The sequence below is a fragment of the Methylocaldum sp. GT1TLB genome, assembly GCF_051027445.1.
Lineage (GTDB): Bacteria > Pseudomonadota > Gammaproteobacteria > Methylococcales > Methylococcaceae > Methylocaldum.
Window position 1 is genome coordinate 1,582,459 of the sequence record NZ_CP194898.1, and the last position, 16,450, is coordinate 1,598,908.

11 protein-coding genes and 1 pseudogene are annotated in these 16,450 nt (G+C 58.3%); 4 read left to right on the top strand and 8 right to left on the bottom strand.

The window, feature by feature from the left end:
• Positions 1–2: 2 nt before the first annotated feature.
• From ACR2R1_RS06825 to ACR2R1_RS06840, 4 genes are all read right to left on the bottom strand, one after another.
• Positions 3–2,693: an efflux RND transporter permease subunit gene (locus ACR2R1_RS06825; RefSeq protein ID WP_434113257.1), complete on the bottom strand. Its 2,691-nt coding sequence runs from the start codon at positions 2,691–2,693 to the stop codon at positions 3–5.
• 21 nt (positions 2,694–2,714) lie between these two features.
• Positions 2,715–3,833: a DUF1302 family protein gene (locus ACR2R1_RS06830; RefSeq protein ID WP_434113259.1), complete on the bottom strand. Its 1,119-nt coding sequence runs from the start codon at positions 3,831–3,833 to the stop codon at positions 2,715–2,717.
• Positions 3,834–4,325: 492 nt separating this feature from the next.
• Complete coding sequence (locus ACR2R1_RS06835; protein ID WP_434110401.1) at positions 4,326–5,282, bottom strand: IS5 family transposase; 957 nt, start codon at positions 5,280–5,282, stop codon at positions 4,326–4,328.
• A gap of 575 nt (positions 5,283–5,857) precedes the next feature.
• A complete protein-coding gene (locus ACR2R1_RS06840; protein ID WP_156881631.1) occupies positions 5,858–6,748 on the bottom strand; it encodes an outer membrane lipoprotein-sorting protein in 891 nt (296 codons plus the stop codon).
• A 549-nt stretch (positions 6,749–7,297) separates the two neighbouring features.
• Between ACR2R1_RS06840 and ACR2R1_RS06845 the strand changes: the two are divergent.
• Positions 7,298–7,759, top strand: a pseudogene (locus ACR2R1_RS06845) (IS5 family transposase); the annotation flags it as partial.
• A gap of 29 nt (positions 7,760–7,788) precedes the next feature.
• Here ACR2R1_RS06845 and ACR2R1_RS06850 read toward each other — a convergent pair.
• Both ACR2R1_RS06850 and ACR2R1_RS06855 read right to left on the bottom strand, forming a co-directional pair.
• On the bottom strand, positions 7,789–8,025 hold the full coding sequence (locus tag ACR2R1_RS06850; RefSeq protein ID WP_240502647.1) for a type II toxin-antitoxin system PrlF family antitoxin: 237 nt from the start codon (positions 8,023–8,025) through the stop codon (positions 7,789–7,791).
• On the bottom strand, positions 7,950–9,086 hold the full coding sequence (locus ACR2R1_RS06855) for a Fic family protein (protein ID WP_434113261.1): 1,137 nt from the start codon (positions 9,084–9,086) through the stop codon (positions 7,950–7,952). The genes ACR2R1_RS06850 and ACR2R1_RS06855 overlap by 76 nt, the downstream gene beginning before the upstream one ends.
• A gap of 434 nt (positions 9,087–9,520) precedes the next feature.
• Here ACR2R1_RS06855 and ACR2R1_RS06860 point away from each other — a divergent pair.
• Positions 9,521–10,359, top strand: a protein-coding gene (locus tag ACR2R1_RS06860) for an IS5 family transposase (RefSeq protein WP_139841180.1) whose coding sequence is annotated in 2 segments (ribosomal slippage) — positions 9,521–9,887 and positions 9,887–10,359 — 840 coding nt in all. Because the reading frame shifts where the segments join, the coding sequence is not laid out codon by codon here.
• 338 nt (positions 10,360–10,697) lie between these two features.
• Here the strand turns inward: ACR2R1_RS06860 and smbP are convergent.
• Positions 10,698–11,057, bottom strand: a complete 360-nt coding sequence (gene smbP, locus ACR2R1_RS06865; protein WP_347258111.1) for a small metal-binding protein SmbP — start codon at positions 11,055–11,057, stop codon at positions 10,698–10,700.
• A gap of 365 nt (positions 11,058–11,422) precedes the next feature.
• On the opposite strand from smbP, the gene rnk reads away from it, so the two are divergent.
• Complete coding sequence (gene rnk / locus ACR2R1_RS06870; RefSeq protein WP_077732384.1) at positions 11,423–11,836, top strand: nucleoside diphosphate kinase regulator; 414 nt, start codon at positions 11,423–11,425, stop codon at positions 11,834–11,836.
• Positions 11,837–11,925: 89 nt separating this feature from the next.
• Positions 11,926–12,639, top strand: a complete 714-nt coding sequence (locus tag ACR2R1_RS06875; RefSeq protein WP_347258112.1) for an SAM-dependent methyltransferase — start codon at positions 11,926–11,928, stop codon at positions 12,637–12,639.
• A 328-nt stretch (positions 12,640–12,967) separates the two neighbouring features.
• Here the strand turns inward: ACR2R1_RS06875 and ACR2R1_RS06880 are convergent, their stop codons facing one another.
• Entirely contained in the window at positions 12,968–16,144 is a 3,177-nt protein-coding gene (locus tag ACR2R1_RS06880; protein ID WP_434113264.1) for a cation-transporting P-type ATPase, read from the bottom strand.
• Positions 16,145–16,450 lie beyond the last annotated feature (306 nt).

Consider the following 16,450-nt stretch of genomic DNA (forward strand, 5'->3'; position numbering starts at 1 on the left):
CGTCAATTCGAGTTTTCACCCATGCGCCCGGCTGGACTCGCGGTGAACACGGTGCCCCCTCCGGCACCAGCGACCGGCGGGTGTCCTGTTCCGGCATAGTCGGCATCCAGGGCAGTGAACTCGCTGCGCCCGGCGGCGTCGGCGGCGGAAGGAACAGGGTGGCCATAGCCGCCCTTCCCCGGATCGCTTTCGCTCGCCCCGGCTAGCCCGGATTTCTCGCACCCCTTCGTCGCGAGGTCGTCGAGACGCCGCTGTGGCGTGCCGCACGGACCGAGCGGCGGCGAAGGCGTAGCCGACTCTACGTCGAGCCGGCGCGAGGGAGTACGGTGCGCCACAGCGAGTGGATCGGCGTCCGCAGTAGGAGGGGTGTGAGAAATGCGGGCTAGGAGACGGCGCGGCTTATCGATCAGGGACAGGACGGCCGGCGTGATGGACAGGTCGGCCGCCAGGGCGACGACCAGGAACAAGCCCACCAGCAAGCCCTTGTAAACGTTCGGCATGAAATCGCCGAACAGAAACACGCAGAACGCCAGAACCAGCACCGCCGTGGTGAAGGTGATGGAAATGCCCACGTCGGAGAACGCCTCCCCGATCGCCTCGCGCGCGGTGTGCCCGGCCCGCCGCGCCTCCCGGTAATGGCTGAAGAAATGGATGGTGTCGTCGACGGCGATACCGTAACCGATGCTCGCCACCATGATGGTGCCGATATCTAGGTAGATGCCGGCCATGCCCATGAACCCCAGGGCAACGAGGACGGGCAGAAAATTGGGCAGCGTGCTGGCGAGGCCCAATTGCCAGGAACGGAACAGCAGGCCGATGAGAACGGTCACCCCTACCACCGACACGGCGAATGAACTGATGAGGCTGTCCGAGACATTGTTGCCCATGTTGGTGTACAACACGTCGCGGCCGGTGAACTCGACCTTTACGTTCTTGAGATTCTTGGCCGCCCAGTCGCTGATGATGTCCATGTTTTCGCGGCTGGCGCGGGTCGGGACCAGGGCGCGGATCACAGTCACGCGGCTCGCGGAATAATCGACGTTGAAACGGTCGTTGATGTCCTGACCCACCGGCACCGAGAGGCTGTAGAGGAACAAATATTGGGCGATCGAATCGTTGTCATCGGGAAGGGTATGGAAACTGGGATCGTCCTCGTGCAGGGCGCGATTGACATTGCGCAGCACGGTGGACAGGGAGTAGACGTTGCTCAGCCCGCCCGGCGCTTCCTGGGCCAGGTACTGCGTGAAGGCATCCAGGTCGCGCATATACTCCACGGTCTTGATGGAATCCGGGCCTTTGCCGCGTACGACCAGCTCGTACACCGCCCCGCCCGAGCCCTTCTCCTCCAGGAAATGGACCGATTCGGCGAACCAGAAGCTGGAGCGGAAATAGGACACCGGATTGGAATCGACCGTGAGCATCGGCAGGAAAGCCGCAAAGATGCCGATGAAGACGAGCCAGCCCAGGACCACCTGCCTGCTGCGGTGTATGGACGCCCAACGCAGCCGATCCAGAAAACCCTTGAACCACTCGGAATCGAAGACGGGACGCGGCGTCTTTTCCGGGAAGAAACTCAACAGCGCCGGCAGCAGGGTCAGAGTCAGGAACAGAATCAGCAAAGTGCCGCAGCCGGCCTCGAAACCGAACAGCTTGAGAGGAATGATGGTGGCCGTGAAATAGAAGGAGAAGAAACCGATCGCCGTCGTGACCGAGGTCATGACAATCGCGCTCAGATTGATCCGCAGCGACTCCTTGACGGCGTCCCTGGAATTCAGACCGTTGCGCTTGGCTTTGACGAACATCGCCGCCATATGGACGCAGCCCGCCACGGCGATACCGATGAGCAACTGCGGCGTCGTGGTGGTGACCACGTTCAGTTTATGGCCCACGAGTCCGGTAAGGCCCATGGCGCCGATCACGCTCAGGAGAGAGATGCCGAGGGACAGCAGGACTCCGAGGATCGAGCGGAACAGGATGAACCACACCACGCCCAGAATGACCAGCAACAGCGGGACCAGGAATCCCATATCCTTCTGCGCCACCTGGTCGAAAGCCTGGTCGGTGATGGGACCGCCGGCTAGGTAAAACTCGTAGCCGCTCCGGGCTTTCTCCTCGTCCAGGATTTGCATCAACTGGTTGTAGACCTTCGCCGGCAACTCGGGCGTCACGGCGACCGGCGCGATACGCGCTCGAATGATGCCAACTTTCCGATCCGGGGAGATCAGAGAACCGGTCACCAGCGGGTCCTGGTCGATATAACTCCGGGCTGCCGCGATACGCTCCGGGGTGACCGGCTTGTCGCTCGGGAACAGGGCCTCGGCGCTGAAGCCTTCGGCATCGCCCCGCAACGCCTGGAAGTTGGAAAGCGAATCCACCCGGATCACGCCGGCCACGTGCCAGAATTTGTCGGTAAGACGCTGGATGGTTTCGAGGGGCTTCGGCTGAAGAATCCCCTGCGGCTCTTCGAACGCCACGACGAACATATCATCGTGGCCGAACTCCTTGACGAAAAGATCGTAGCTTTTTAGATAGGGATCCTCCTCGTCGAACCAGATGCGATAGTTCGAGTCGAAGGACAGTCGCCCCAGAAACCCGCCCAGAAAGACGATCACGGCAAGGCTCGCCAGGATCACCCAGATCCGGTTCCTGATGACCCAGTTGGCGTAAGCCGTTACCAGTTTCTTCTCACGCATAGCATCCCGCCGAAAATTGAATTAAAAACTGTATCTCAGCCGCACCCGAAAGGCGCCGTCACCGTCTTCGTCCTGATCCGGGAAAACGAAAAACCCGAAAGAGTCCGTATACGTCACCTCGAACCGGAGCTGCTCGACGATGTCGCGGGCATATCGGGCTCGCACGAGCCAGGTGCCGGCCGGCCTAAAATTGTTTATGGCCCCGACCTCGAACTCCTGACGGGCCAGGTCGTTGACCGTCAAACGAAAACCGGTGAAAAGGCTGTTCTCGAGTATCTGGAATCTGACTTGCCCATCACCGACTTTCCCGAAATATTCGGTAAACAGCGTCAAATCGGATAGGCCGACAATCGCGGGAAAGGTGTATTCCAACCCCGCGGTGTAAAAGAATCCCGGCGCAAGCAGTTCGGTCTCGGGAAAGCGATAGAATCCCTCTCCCTTGACGATCAGGCTCTCGATAACTTTGGTGAATTCAAAACCGAGGCGGTTGGATTTGTAGGGGGTCCCGATCAACTTCGTCCCCGCCTCGTTCATATCGAAAATCGGCAGCCTTTCGATGACGTTCGCCCAACTCAAGGCAAAATCGAAGCCGTCGCCTGCATAGAAGTAGCGGATCGCCCACTGGTCCTCGAATCGTTCCGCCGGTTCGCGAATCGGAGCACCGCCACTGAGACTGTAGAAGTTGTCCGGCCCCGGAAAGCTGTCGGGAATGTAGTAGGGAATCGAATACGCACTGATATCGCTGTTATCGAATTTCCAACGGAATAGAGCCGCAGGTATACCGATTTTGCTCGGCTCGATCACATCGTCCCGAAAGTCCCTAGGATTGAGTACGTCTATTCGGTTTACGCTCTCCATCTGGCCCCAGGTGAAAATCTGATTTCCAATCCTAAAATCCCAGTTTTCTGTGCTGTATTCGACCCACGCTTCGTTGAGGCGAATAGTATTTTGTCGATCATCCATGAAGTCATAGCGAGCAAACGGCGCTATAGCGGCGCGCCAGTTTTCTCCAATGCTTACTTCCGATCGAAAGTCGAGTCGTAATGCGTGATTCTGCTCGATCTGCCCAGGAAAAAGAGGCGTTTCAGGATACTGATAAGTCTCGTAATCGAAGCTGCCCGCAATATTCAGCTTTTCCATCCAAGAACCGATCCCGGATAGACCTTCTGAACTGGTTTCGCCCTCACAAAACCCAAATTCCGGTGACAACATCAAATAAAACCCAAAAGCAGTTATTAGCAGCTTTAACAAGAATGCCCCTAATTCAATTCCAAATCCTGCACTTGCTGAAAAAGCCTGCTGAAAGGGCATGGTCTTTTCCGTGCAAAATAGAGTTTCAGCCATCCGATGCTTTCGTTAGGTATATTCTCGATCGGAGGTTTTTAACAGACGCTCAATTACCTTTGGCAAGACCAAGGAAAGTTGGCCAGATCGCTGGAGTAACTAACGTCCGTCCAAAGTACCAATGCCGTTAAGGAAGCTCTGAATAAGTGCGTTTTATTGGTGGCTCCGATAAACCGGCCGGGGCTACCAGCCGAAAAAGGTCGTTTTTCCCTCCCCAATTGGCGCCCGCTATCGGCGCTCTTTCCGCCCCTCGCCCCCGGTTTTCCGGGACGATGCACGGATTGATCCCTAGGCCGCCATCAACTCCTCCCGCACCTGGTAGAGATTGCCGAGGGCAAACAGCAGGTAGAGTTGCTGCCCGTTTTTGAAGAGTCCCCGGTACCGGACCTTGGTATAGCCGAATTGGCGTTTGACGATCCGGAATGGGTGTTCGACCACCGCCCGCAGCGCGGCCAGCATGCGGTTGTGAAGCGCTTGTTCCGCAGGCAAGTCCTCGCCCTTCTTACGCTTGAAGGGAAACGCCCAGACCGGCTCGCCCTCCTGGCGTTCGACCTCCAGATTGCGGTCCTTGCGGGTATAGGCCCGATCGCCCAGGACGACCTGCTCCTCGCCGTGCAACAGGGCATCGGTCATGACCCCGTCCGCCACCTTGGCGGTGGTGACTTCCATCGTGTGCACCAAGCCTGAATCAGCATCCACGCCGATGTGCGCCTTCATGCCAAAGTGGTAATTGTTACCCTTCTTGGTCGAACTCATCTCGCCATCCCGCTTCCGCTCGCGGTTCTTCGTGGACGGCGGGGCGGCGATCAGGGTGGCATCCACGATGGTCCCTTGACGCAACAATAAGCCCTTTTCCGCCAATAGTGCCGCCGTTTCATCGAATAGGGTTTGCGCCATCTGATGGGTTTCCAACAGGCGCCGGAACTTGAGGATCGTGGTTTCATCCGGCATGGCGTCCTCGCCCGCATCCAGCCCGGCAAACTCGCGTAGCATCGGAATGTCATGCAGCGCCTCTTCCATCGCCGGATCGGAGTAGCCGAACCAGTGCTGCATCAGGTGGATGCGCAACATCGTCTCCAAAGGAAAGGGACGCCTGCCCCGGCCGGCCGTCGGGTAGTACGGCGCAATCCGGCTCGTCCACAACCCCCAAGGAATCACCTGCTCCATGTCCTGGAGAAATTTCTGACGCTTGGTCAGCTTCGGTTTCTTCACAAACACGGTGGCACTGAGTCCGAGTTGCTTCATCTGGTATCGACCTGTCGAAAATTGGACGTTGGGCGTTATTTTATCGGGGCCAGGGACTTATTCAGAGTTTCCTTAAGTTAAGCCGTCATTCCAATCGCAAACGGTCGTTCTGGGAGCGCCAGAACGCCCCTTCCGGCAGGGATTGCTCACCCCATCCCTGGGGTTCGTCCTACGGACCGTGCTCCGCACGTCCAAATTTGCTCCTGGCAAATTTGTGCCGGACAAATCGGCAGGATGGCCGATTTGCACGCGAAGCGCCCGTAGGGTGCCGCACAGGGACTGTGCGGCATGAATCCAGAGCACAGGGAAGTGACACGCCTCTGCCATCCATGGCTTCTGGACCCCGGCATTCCAATCGCAAACGGTGTCTTCGGGAAGGGCGTGGCCGGCGCTCCCGGCCAGGCCGTTTGCGATTGGAAGGGTCATCCCAGCGCTCCTGGGATGACCGTTTGCGATTGGAGCACCGAAGCCACCCTTCCCTGCCGGGGTGACGTCATTCGCCTTAATTTAACGGCATTGTCCGAAGTACAACTCTTCTTGTTTACCGGTTTTATAGAAATGCCCAAGACTCTATTTCAACGCGGCGATTCAAGCCCCCGAACCGTAAACATGCTCGCATCGGTGGGAATTTTCAGCTTGATTTCGTCAAAGCTAAGCGTTGATGCTTTCTTGGTTTGAACGTTTCTGACCGTAATTTTTTTGGAGCGCCAGATTCCCTCAACTTGGTGATGCCCCTCAAGGAAACGCTCTTTGATAAGCTCCCCTTTTCGATCGAAATACTGGCTTTTTGCCTCTTGCAAATTGTCCTTATAGCGCCATCTAATAATCTTCGAATATCCCGAGTTTGAGTTTTTCGGCGTCCGCTCCATGACATAGCAGTCTTTTCCATCAACCGTATCGTCACCGAGATACTTGAAGTTGTACTTTTCGAATTGACGGACTACGAGATCTTCATAGGCAAATTCAGACCCCATGAAAGAGCCGCTTTTGTTGGAGGATGCAATCCGCTTGGCCCGCTTGAGTGCCGGCAAGTACAGCCATTGATCGTCGTCTTCGGCGCCCTTTTCATAGGTAAGCAGAGCGGTATCCTTGATATCCGGCGGAAAGGAGAACCTTACGAGTGTCTTGTCGTGCCTATCCGGTTCCTCATGCCCCCAGAAATCCAATTTCCTCTGGGATTCCTGGCCTTCCGCATTGATCAGGGTCAAGGTCATCTTTCGGAATTCGCCGATGTAGCCGGCCTGGATTTCGTCCGCCTTCCGTTCGATATCGAGCGCCTCGATACCGGGCGTCGGCGGGCGCATATCGGCATTTGCGAGCATTGAATACTGAAGGAACAGAGTTCCTGACAGACTCAAAAGAATTCCGCGGATAAAACTCGAAACCGAGTCAGAACGGGCGACGTGAGCCCAATTGGCAAATAACTTCGGAGTGAAGTTAAGCGTACGATTTTCGATATGGCTCATACTGACACTCTTGTAAAAAAACGGTTTCTTTGTATATAGATGTTTTCACCAAGCGCCAGTCCAGTTTTTAAGGGCGGAATATATTGGTGAAGCTTCGACACTATAAAGAGGAATTGTTACAAATTTGATAGTGTTATTGTTGCAGTTTGATGTAACGATGATCTGACTTTGAAGGGACAGCCCAAGCTAATACCAGCAGTTGGCGACAAAACCGGTGAACACTAGGGCGATGTTGGGATACGGACTCTAGGTAATCGGAATTGCAATCCGGCGATTTAAAACGGAACCGCAATCCGATTGTCATTTAATTTAAATATGACGCGAGTATTAAGGAACAAAAATGGTATTGAAGCCAATGTTACGAAAACTGCGTGGCGGTCAAATTATTCGTCACAAAACTATCACAAAGCCAGGTATAGATATTTGGATCAACGAGACGCAAGAACTGATTTTGATATTTCTGCCGATATTTTTGATTTCTGATTCTTAGGGAATCTCTGAATAAATCGCCATGGCAAGCTTGCCCCAGGCTACTGGAGTGGTGACTTGATAAAACAAGCCAGCTTTGCCTCGTTGACGTTTGATGCCAAGAAAAAACAGACCCGGCGGGAGAAATTCCTGGCCGAAATGGACCAGGTGATGCCCTGGGAGGCGCTGTTGGCGGTCATTGAGCCGCATTACCCCAAAGCCGGACGCCGGGGGCGTCAACCGATGCCGCTGGCGACGATGTTGCGGATCTACTTTCTGCGGCAGTGGTATGCGCTGTCCGATCCGGGCATGGAAGACGCCTTGTACGAGATTGAGTCGATGCGGCGGTTCGCCGGGCTGGAACTCGTGGAAGACGCGCTGCCGGATGAAACGACCATCCTCAACTTCCGTCGCTTGCTGGAGCGGCACGAGTTGACTGCCAAGCTGATGAACACCATCAACGATGTGCTGGAACAGCAAGGTCTTTTGCTCAAAGGCGGCACGATGGTGGGCGCCACGCTCATTCATGCCGCCCTGTCGACCAATTTGGTTTTATTCAGCGGTTTCCTAGCTCAATCAAGCTCCCGAACCAGCGATCGGACGCGGCGAACCAGGTCAGTATCGACCGTCTGCAGCCGTTCTCGACGGGCTGCGATATCTTGGCCGAGCAGATTCAGGAAAGCGGTTTCGGCGGGATCACTGCTTGTGGTTTTGTCGTCGTTCAGGGATTTACTCATGTGCGATCGTCCACCAGCGGTCCGCTCAACTCGTAGCTGGTGCTGCGCCCGCCCGCTGCGGACCTGCGCAATACGCTGCGTGCCAACAGTTCGTTGATATCGCGTAAGGCCGTGTCCTGCGAACACTTGGCAATCGCCGCCCACTTACGGCTGGTGAGCTTGCCTTCGAAGCCGTCGAGCAACCGGTTGAGCAATTTCACCTGTCGCTCGTTCATCGGCGTGCCCGCGAAGCGCTGCCAGAAGCGCGCCTTGGTTATTACAGCATCGAGAGCGAGCTGCGCCTGATTGACGGCTCTATACAAGGTGTCCAGGAACCAGAGGAGCCACTTGGTAACATCAAGCGTACCTTTCTGGGTGCGCTCCAGGATGTCGTAGTAGGCTGTGCGTTCCCGCTGAATCTGCGCCGACAGGCTATAGAAACGCTGCGGGCTGCCGTCGGCGCGCGCGAGCAGCAGGTCGCCAATGGCACGGGCGATACGACCGTTGCCGTCGTCGAATGGATGCAAGGTGACGAACCACAAGTGAGCGAGTCCCGCCTTGATGAGCGGCAGCTCGCCGGTTTCGCCATTTAACCAGCCGAGAAAACGTCCTGTCTCGCTTTCCAGGCAATCCGCCGGGGGCGCCTCGAAATGCACCCGCTGGCGGCCGATGGGGCCGGACACTACCTGCATCGGGCCGCCGGCATCGTCGCGCCACCCGCCGACCTTGATCCGGGCGAGGCCGGAGTACCCGGTTGGAAAGAGCGCAGCGTGCCAACCGAACAATCTCGCCCGTGTGACTGGAGCATCGCGGTTGGCCGTGGCGTCAAGCACCATCTCGACCACACCTTCGGCGTGACGGTCCACCGGAGCCAGGGCACCGATATCTACGCCAAGACGGCGGGCGATGGAGGATCGGACAGACTCGACGTTGAGCTGTTCGCCCTCGATCTCGCTGGTCTTGACCACATCCTCGGTGAGCGCAGCTAGGCTGGCCTGGTCACGCAATGCCATGCCAACATCGGCCAGACGTCCCATCAACAGCCCTTGGGCGCGACTGACGTCCGCTAAAGGACCAGCGAGCACCGCTAGGTCATAGCGCCATTTGGGCCAATCGTTGGCTTGCCAGATGTAAGTGTAATCTCCGCTTTGCATGCGGCGATTATGGGCAGCATTCTCTGCAGATGCAAGATATTCGATGCATTTTATGCGGATATTGAGGGCGTTATTCTCCGCAACCAGGCTCGTCGGCTTAGTTGTTTCTCTGGTTCTGGAAACGGGTTCGATTCTGTATTTGCGAATTGAATCGGATCAGTAGGCAGTTTCGGGTTGGCAGCGAATAGTGCTAGAGCGTTTTAATCTCGCTCGTAGGGCAAAACAGTCCTGGCAGGAGTCGTTGGCGCCTTCGGCCAGGATAGATCGAATCAAGCTTTCGTAGGTCGGCAATCCTTTGCCGACGAACCCGCTGCGTCGGGAATGGATTCCCGACCTACGCGCGAGTTCCCGTACACTAGGTATGAAAATGCTCTAAGAGCCTATCCCAATAGGCGATAATAAGCGTCTTTAACCGGTAACCGAGGAGAAGACCCATGGGACTCATTACCGAAGACGATGGCTGGCGGATTCCCGACGCCTTATGGGAAAAGATGTCACCCCTGCTTCCGGTGCACGTGCCCAAGCCGCATCCCCTGGGATGTCATCGTCGCCGGGTCGACGACCGTGTGGCGATGAATGCGATTGTGTTCGTCCTGCGTACCGGGTGTCAATGGAATGCCCTGAATGCGACGGGGATCTGCTCCAGCAGTAGTGCCCACCGCCGGTTCCTGGAATGGGTTGAGGCGGGTATTTTCGAGCGTTTCTGGCAGGAGGGGTTGCTCGAATACGAGCGGCTCAAGGGCATCGACTGGAGTTGGCTATCCCTGGATGGCGCCACGACCAAGGCGCCCCTGGCCGGCACAAAAAAACGGGGCCAAATCCGACGGACAGGGGCAAACAGGGGGTCAAGCGCAGCCTGTTGACCGAGGCGGATGGAATCCCACTGGCCGTAGTGGTCGAGGGTGCCAACCGCCACGACATGAAACTGGTCCGTTCGACGCTGGCGGCGGTTCAAGCCCAGCGGCCCGAACCGACCCCGGAACAGCCCCAAGGATTATGTTTGGATAAAGGGTATGACTATGACGAGGTGCGGGATATTGTCCACGCGTTCGGGTTCACGGCCCACCTTCGAACCCGCGGCGAGGAGGCCCAAGCGATCAAGCGGGACGCGGGATTCGCAGCGCGGCGCTGGGTCGTAGAGCGCACGCACAGTTGGATGAACCGCTTTCGGCGCATTCTCATCCGCTGGGAAAAGCGGGCGGATACCTATCTCGCTCTGTTGCATCTGACACTGGGCATCATCACCTGGCGAGCCACCGGCCTATTGGGATAGGCTCTAAGTACATTCCGCAAATATTTGTGGAATCTCGACAGATTGGCTTGATTGGCGGGGTTGTCCTGCAGGTTGCCTATGCTGCAAGACTTCCCTGAATGTACTTAGCCCGGAAATGCAGCCCCGCGAGGTACCTTTTCTACTCAAGAAATTCCTGAAAAATACCGAAGGCGGACTTCCCTTTCAGAAAAGCTTCAGTGTAGGCTGCGGCGAACTTCGGCGGGATACGCCAATTCGGTACCGCCTGTAACCAGTGCCACGAACGAAGACTTCAGAGCAACGTCGGCGTTTTGAATCACCGCCGACGCGCCCGTGATAACTCGTCGCAAGCTACCGGTTTATCCACCGAGCCCGCTTAGTACCGCATCAAGATATTCAACCGACTCTTTAGCCTGTTCGGTTGCTTTTTTCACATCGCCTGCTTGGCCTTGACTAATCGCACCTTCCAGACTTGTGGCAGCCTTATCCAGATCAGCAAGCTGTTTTTCCTTCTGCGCCATTCTGACATGGTCCAAGCCGGTCTGGGCATGTTGCACGAGTGCCTTCGCATCGCCCTTTTCGCCCTCCGTCACAGCCATGGTCACATGCTGGCGTGCTTCTCTTACGTGTTTTATGTGTTCCGGCTCCGTTTGAGCAAAGCCTACGCCACTCAAAACGAACGTCGTCAACAAGGAAATAGCCATAATGATGCGTTTCATCTTTCACCTCATAATTCCATTTCCGATTTCCAATCGGCACAACTTTTAGACAATCGTGGCGTAAGCGGTACTTCACCGATAATCATCGGCCGGCGGCCGATGGTATTAGGCACGATGACGCTTTCCGATCGACCGAAACGAATTTTGCATTCACTCTTTGGTGAAATAACTTGTACCCGCAGCCTCCAACGCGGAACGACTACATCGTTCGCGGTCTCAATATTTATGTGGAGACCACATTCGCGCGTATGCTGAAGGATCGGGCCGGCCAGGAGTGTCGGTGACGCAAGATACCGCTTTTTTAACGATTCGCCTGTTCAGGGCGCTGATTCATCTATGTTGCTCCGGATGACGAGGACACATCAATGGAGAGAAAGCCCAACATTATCGTTTCGTCAACGGACTTGGAACGGCTGGAAGACCTGCTCGATTCGCTTCCGGCAGAAGCTTTCCCCGGTAAGGCCGATTTGCAAGCGGAGCTCGAACGCGCCGAGGTGGTCGATCCGCAGAATGTGCCGCCGTCCGTGGTAACCATGAACTCGACGGTTCGCTTCACCATCGAGTCGACGGGACAGGAATTTTCCCGGACACTGGTTTATCCCAAGGATATCGATACCAAAGGGGACAAGATTTCCATTCTCGCCCCGGTGGGCGGCGCGCTGCTGGGCCTTTCCGCGGGGGACCAGATCGAATGGCCCAGTCCCGGGGGCGGGCTTCTCAAAGTGCGTATTATGGAAGTCGTCCATCAGCCGGAACGCGCCGGTGAACCTCATCGCTGACAGAAGCGATCAGCTTCACAGCTTTACGGATGCTCTCGTCACCCGTACGATCGATCAATTGCATCATCGGATTTGAAAGGATAGCGTGAATGGCTTTTCACCTTGATCAAGTCGTTCCGTGGGGACGCTCTTTCGACGAATATGTCGCGATGTTTGCATTGAAACCGCACGAACTCGGAAGAAGAATACTCGGCTGCGGAGACGGTCCCGCCAGCTTTAATGCGGAGCTGACGGCACATGGCGGCGGGGTGGTCTCGGTCGATCCGCTCTATCGGTTTACGGCACGGGAGATTTCCTCTCGCATAGACGACACTTTTCCCCTCGTGATCGAGCAGACACGCAAGAATGCCGACGAATTCGTCTGGTCGCATATCCGCTCCGTCGATGAACTCGGCGAAATGCGCCTGCGCGCTATGCGTGCGTTCCTGGCGGATTACCCCGAGGGACAACGCGAGGGACGGTATATCGACGCCGAGCTTCCGTGTTTGCCTTTTGCCGAGCGGTCCTTCGACCTCGCATTGTGCTCGCACTTTCTGTTTCTCTACAGCGCTCATTTCGACGCGGCATTCCACTTGCAGTCCCTGCGCGAGCTTTGCCGCGTGGCAGCGGAGGTCCGCGTCTTCCCCCTGCTGGAACTCGGCGCGGTCAGATCGCGCCATCTCGAAGGCGTAGTGGCGCAACTGACCACCGAAGGTTACCGGATCGCGACCGTCAAGGTGCCCTACGAGTTTCAGAGAGGCGGCGATGAAATGCTGATCGTGCGATCCCCGGACACTGACACGCGCGTTGCGGATCGCCGATAGTTATTCCAAATCGCGTTCAATCAGGCATTCATTTTGTAGGATGGGTAGAGCGAAGCAAAACCCATCGATGGTGGGTTAGGCGCACATCAGCACTGACCGACCGCCGATCACTGTGCTTCGCGTGCGCCGTAACCCACCAAGCGACCTCGGACCTGTCCTGAGCCAAGTCGACGGGTCGGTGGGCTACGCGGAGCCTGTCCTGAGCCTGTCGAAGGGCCTGTCCTGAGCCTGTCGAAGGGCCTGTCCTGAGCTCCGTCGAAGGGCCTGTCCCGAGCGGAGCCGAGGGGCTAACCCGCCTATGTAATGTTCACTCGAATGCCGATCGGGATTAGAGGCTATCGGGCGGGCCGGTCCGGCGAACCATCAGCGACAGGATCAGATAAGCGATTCCCAAGACGACCAGCGTCGTGCTCGCCGCGAGCAGCCAAGGAAGGTGCCATGGTTCGAACGGATACAGCGGCGCGTGCCAAGCGACGGCCAGAAGCAGCGCCGGAATCAGCAATTTCAGCGCCGTCAACGATCCCTTATTCGCTTTGATGCCGAGCAGTGCCTCTACGATCAACACCAAGGACAACAAGGCGGCGAAAACCGCGAGAATCATTCCGATAGTCGTAATCGGACCGACTTGGGCACCCGCCGCCAAGGCGTAAAGGCGTACCGAAACCTCCAACAGCTGCCAAAGCAGGACAAGCCCGAACAGGCCGGCCAACACCGCAGCGGCCCGATCCCAAAGGCGCGCCGGTCGGATCTCCGGCGCCACGGGCCGCACGGGCTTGCCCAATACCGGTTTCCTGAGCCGGCGAACGACCGCTTTTTCCAGCTCGACGACCAGGAAAACCGCCAAGGCCGCGCCAGCAATCCGGAGCCACGCTTCGCCGCTCAGATCGCGGGCACCGAAGGCGCTCTGCATGAACGGCGCATAGGTGAACACCAACTGCAAACCGATCAATATGACAATGGCCAGAATGGCGTATCGATTGCCGAACCAGGCGCGCAACGAAAGGCTCGGAGCCAGGAAGAAGCGGCTGTTGATCAGATAGACCAGTTCACCGGCAACCAATGCGTTGACCGCCGCGGTGCGCGCCAACTCCACCGACGAGCCTTGGCCGATTTCCCATTTGTACAGTCCCAGGGTCGCTCCGACCAGAAGCAGCGAGACGTAGGCGATCCTCCACAGCATGTAACGCGTCACCAGCGGTTCGCGGGGCGGACGCGGCGGACGTTGCATCAAATCGCCTTCCGGCGGTTCGAAGGCCAGGGTCAGCGCCAGAGTCACTGCCGTCACCAGATTGATCCAGAGGATTTGCAGAGGGGTGACGGGTAGCTCCGTACCCAGGAGGATCGCAATGATGATCACCCCGCCTTCGCCGCCGTTCGTGGGCATGGTGAACAGGATGGTCTTGCGCAAGTTATCGTAAACCGTACGCCCTTCCTCCACGGCCGTGGCAATGGTCGCGAAATTGTCGTCGGCCAGCACCATTTCGGCGGCTTCCTTGGCGGCCTCGGTACCCCGCTGCCCCATGGCCACGCCGATGTCGGCGGCCTTGAGCGCCGGGGCGTCGTTCACGCCGTCGCCGGTCATCGATACCACGTGGCCTTCCTCACGCAAGGCTCTCACCAGGCGCAGCTTGTGTTCCGGACTGGCTCGCGCGAACACCTCGACCTCCCTAGCCTGGTTACGCAGAGCCTCGTCGTCGAGCTTCTCGATCTCCGCGCCGGTCAATGCCCGCGCGCCGTCGCCGATGCCGAGCTGCGTGCCCACCGCGCTGGCGGTCGCGGCATGGTCGCCGGTAATCATCTTGACCCTTATGCCGGCACTTTGGCAGCGGGCCACGGCATCCACCGCTTCCGGCCGCGGCGGGTCGATCATGCCGACCACCCCGAGCAGGGTGAAGCCGCCTTCGGTGTCTTCGAAGGTCAGGGATCCGGGCGGTTCGGTCAAAGGCTTTATGGCGAGCGCCAGAAGCCGCTGGCCGCGGGCGGCGATCTCGGTCGTTCTTCGGTGCCAAAGCGCGGGGTCGATAGGCTCGTCCTGTCCTTCGCGGCGCTGCCGATTGCAGCGTTCCAGCACGACTTCCGGCGCCCCTTTCAGGAAGATCAATCCATGGCCGGAATGGTCGCGGTGCAGAGTGGCCATGAAGCGGTGCTGCGATTCGAAAGGGATGGCGTCGATGCGCGGCAGGGCTTCCTGCTCGAACGCGGGATTCAATCCGGCCTTGTACGCCAAGGTCACCAGAGCGCCCTCGGTGGGGTCTCCTTCCAGGCGCCAGGTTCCGTCCTCCTCGTGGAGGGCCGCGTCGTTGCACAGCAGCCCGGCACGGGCCAGATCCAAGAGGTGGGGCAAATCCGCCGCGAATACTTCGGCATCGCCCCGGCTGAAGCCGCCCTGCGGACTGTAACCGGCGCCGCTCACCTGAATTTCGTCTTCGGCCGTCGCCAACGTCTGCACGGTCATTTCGTTGCGGGTCAGAGTACCGGTCTTGTCGGAGCAGATCACGGTGACCGAACCCAGGGTTTCCACCGCCGGCAGCTTGCGCAGGATGGCGTTCCGCTGCGCCATGCGCTGCACGCCGACCGCCAATGTGATGGTGACGATAGCCGGCAAGCCTTCCGGGATCGCCGCGACCGCCAGGCTCACCGCCGCCATGAACATCTCTTCCAGCCCTAGACCGCGGGTCAGCCAGCCGAAAGCAAAAGTCGCCGCGGCCGAGCCCAAGATGATGGCGGTCAGCCACCGGGCGAACTGCTCGATCTTTTTGAGCAGCGGCGTGGCCAAAGCGCCGACCTCCGCCAGCATCGTGCTGATGCGGCCGATTTCGGTGGCCGTGCCGGTGGCGGCCACCACGCCTATGCCTTGTCCGTATGTCACTAGAGTGCCGGAATGGGCCATGCACAGCCGATCGCCCACCGGCGCATCGGGAGCCACCGGCGCCGCGGATTTCTCTACCGGCACCGATTCGCCGGTAAGCACCGCTTCATCGATGCGCAGGCTCCGGACCTCGACCAGGCGCAGGTCCGCCGGCACTTTATCGCCGGATTGCAGCAGCACCAGGTCGCCCGGCACCAATTGTTCGGCCGGAACCGTCATTCTGCGCCCTTCCCGCAGCACCGCGGCGGAGGGCGACAACAGGTTTCGCACCGCCTCGATAGCCGCTTCGGCCTTGCCCTCCTGAATGAAGCCGATAAAGGCATTGAGCACCACGACGGCCACGATCACGGCGGTGTCCACGTAATCTCCCAGCAGCAGGGTGACTGTCGCCGCCGCGAGAAGAACGTAAATCAGCAGATTGTTGAACTGCGACAGTAGGCGCAGCAGGGCGCTGCGCTTGCGGGCCGGCGGCAGGCGGTTCGGGCCGAAGCGTGCCAGCCGCTCGCGGACTTCGGCTTCGGAAAGCCCATGCCGCCGGTCGGTCTCCAGGCGTTCTATCGACTGTTCCGCCGAAATATTGTGCCAAGCGGTGACTTCACCCGTCTTTTCCGGCGAATCGCTGGTCGTATCACTCATCAGGTGCTCCTTATTATTGGAATTATCCTAGAAACGGCAGTTGGACGCGTCCGAGTGTGCGGCGGGCGGGACGGCTGGCAAGGCGCGACGCCGCCGCGGGGCCGTCCCCCGCAAGAAGGAGCAACGCCGCCAGGCGGCCCGCCCGCCGTGCAATCGGGTGCGTAGCGGCCTCACCTAAACGGTGAAGCGGATAGAAGCGGTGACGGTTAAGACTTGAAAGGCTTTTCTGGTGCATCGAAGCGGTCAACTGCCGTTTCTAGGATTACCGGTCTGCGGCGCGGCCTGCCGTCGTTCTACCCAGAGTCC

What these genes read in the sequence shown, in the direction of transcription:
- ACR2R1_RS06825 (WP_434113257.1), bottom strand. Translation starts at nt 2,693, where the DNA reads ATGCGTGAGAAGAAACTGGTAACGGCTTACGCCAACTGGGTCATCAGG.
- ACR2R1_RS06830 (WP_434113259.1), bottom strand. Translation starts at nt 3,833, where the DNA reads ATGGAAAAGCTGAATATTGCGGGCAGCTTCGATTACGAGACTTATCAG.
- ACR2R1_RS06835 (WP_434110401.1), bottom strand. Translation starts at nt 5,282, where the DNA reads ATGAAGCAACTCGGACTCAGTGCCACCGTGTTTGTGAAGAAACCGAAG.
- ACR2R1_RS06840 (WP_156881631.1), bottom strand. Translation starts at nt 6,748, where the DNA reads ATGAGCCATATCGAAAATCGTACGCTTAACTTCACTCCGAAGTTATTT.
- ACR2R1_RS06855 (WP_434113261.1), bottom strand. Translation starts at nt 9,086, where the DNA reads ATGCAAAGCGGAGATTACACTTACATCTGGCAAGCCAACGATTGGCCC.
- smbP (WP_347258111.1), bottom strand. Translation starts at nt 11,057, where the DNA reads ATGAAACGCATCATTATGGCTATTTCCTTGTTGACGACGTTCGTTTTG.
- rnk (WP_077732384.1), top strand. Translation starts at nt 11,423, where the DNA reads ATGGAGAGAAAGCCCAACATTATCGTTTCGTCAACGGACTTGGAACGG.
- ACR2R1_RS06875 (WP_347258112.1), top strand. Translation starts at nt 11,926, where the DNA reads ATGGCTTTTCACCTTGATCAAGTCGTTCCGTGGGGACGCTCTTTCGAC.
- ACR2R1_RS06880 (WP_434113264.1), bottom strand. Translation starts at nt 16,144, where the DNA reads ATGAGTGATACGACCAGCGATTCGCCGGAAAAGACGGGTGAAGTCACC.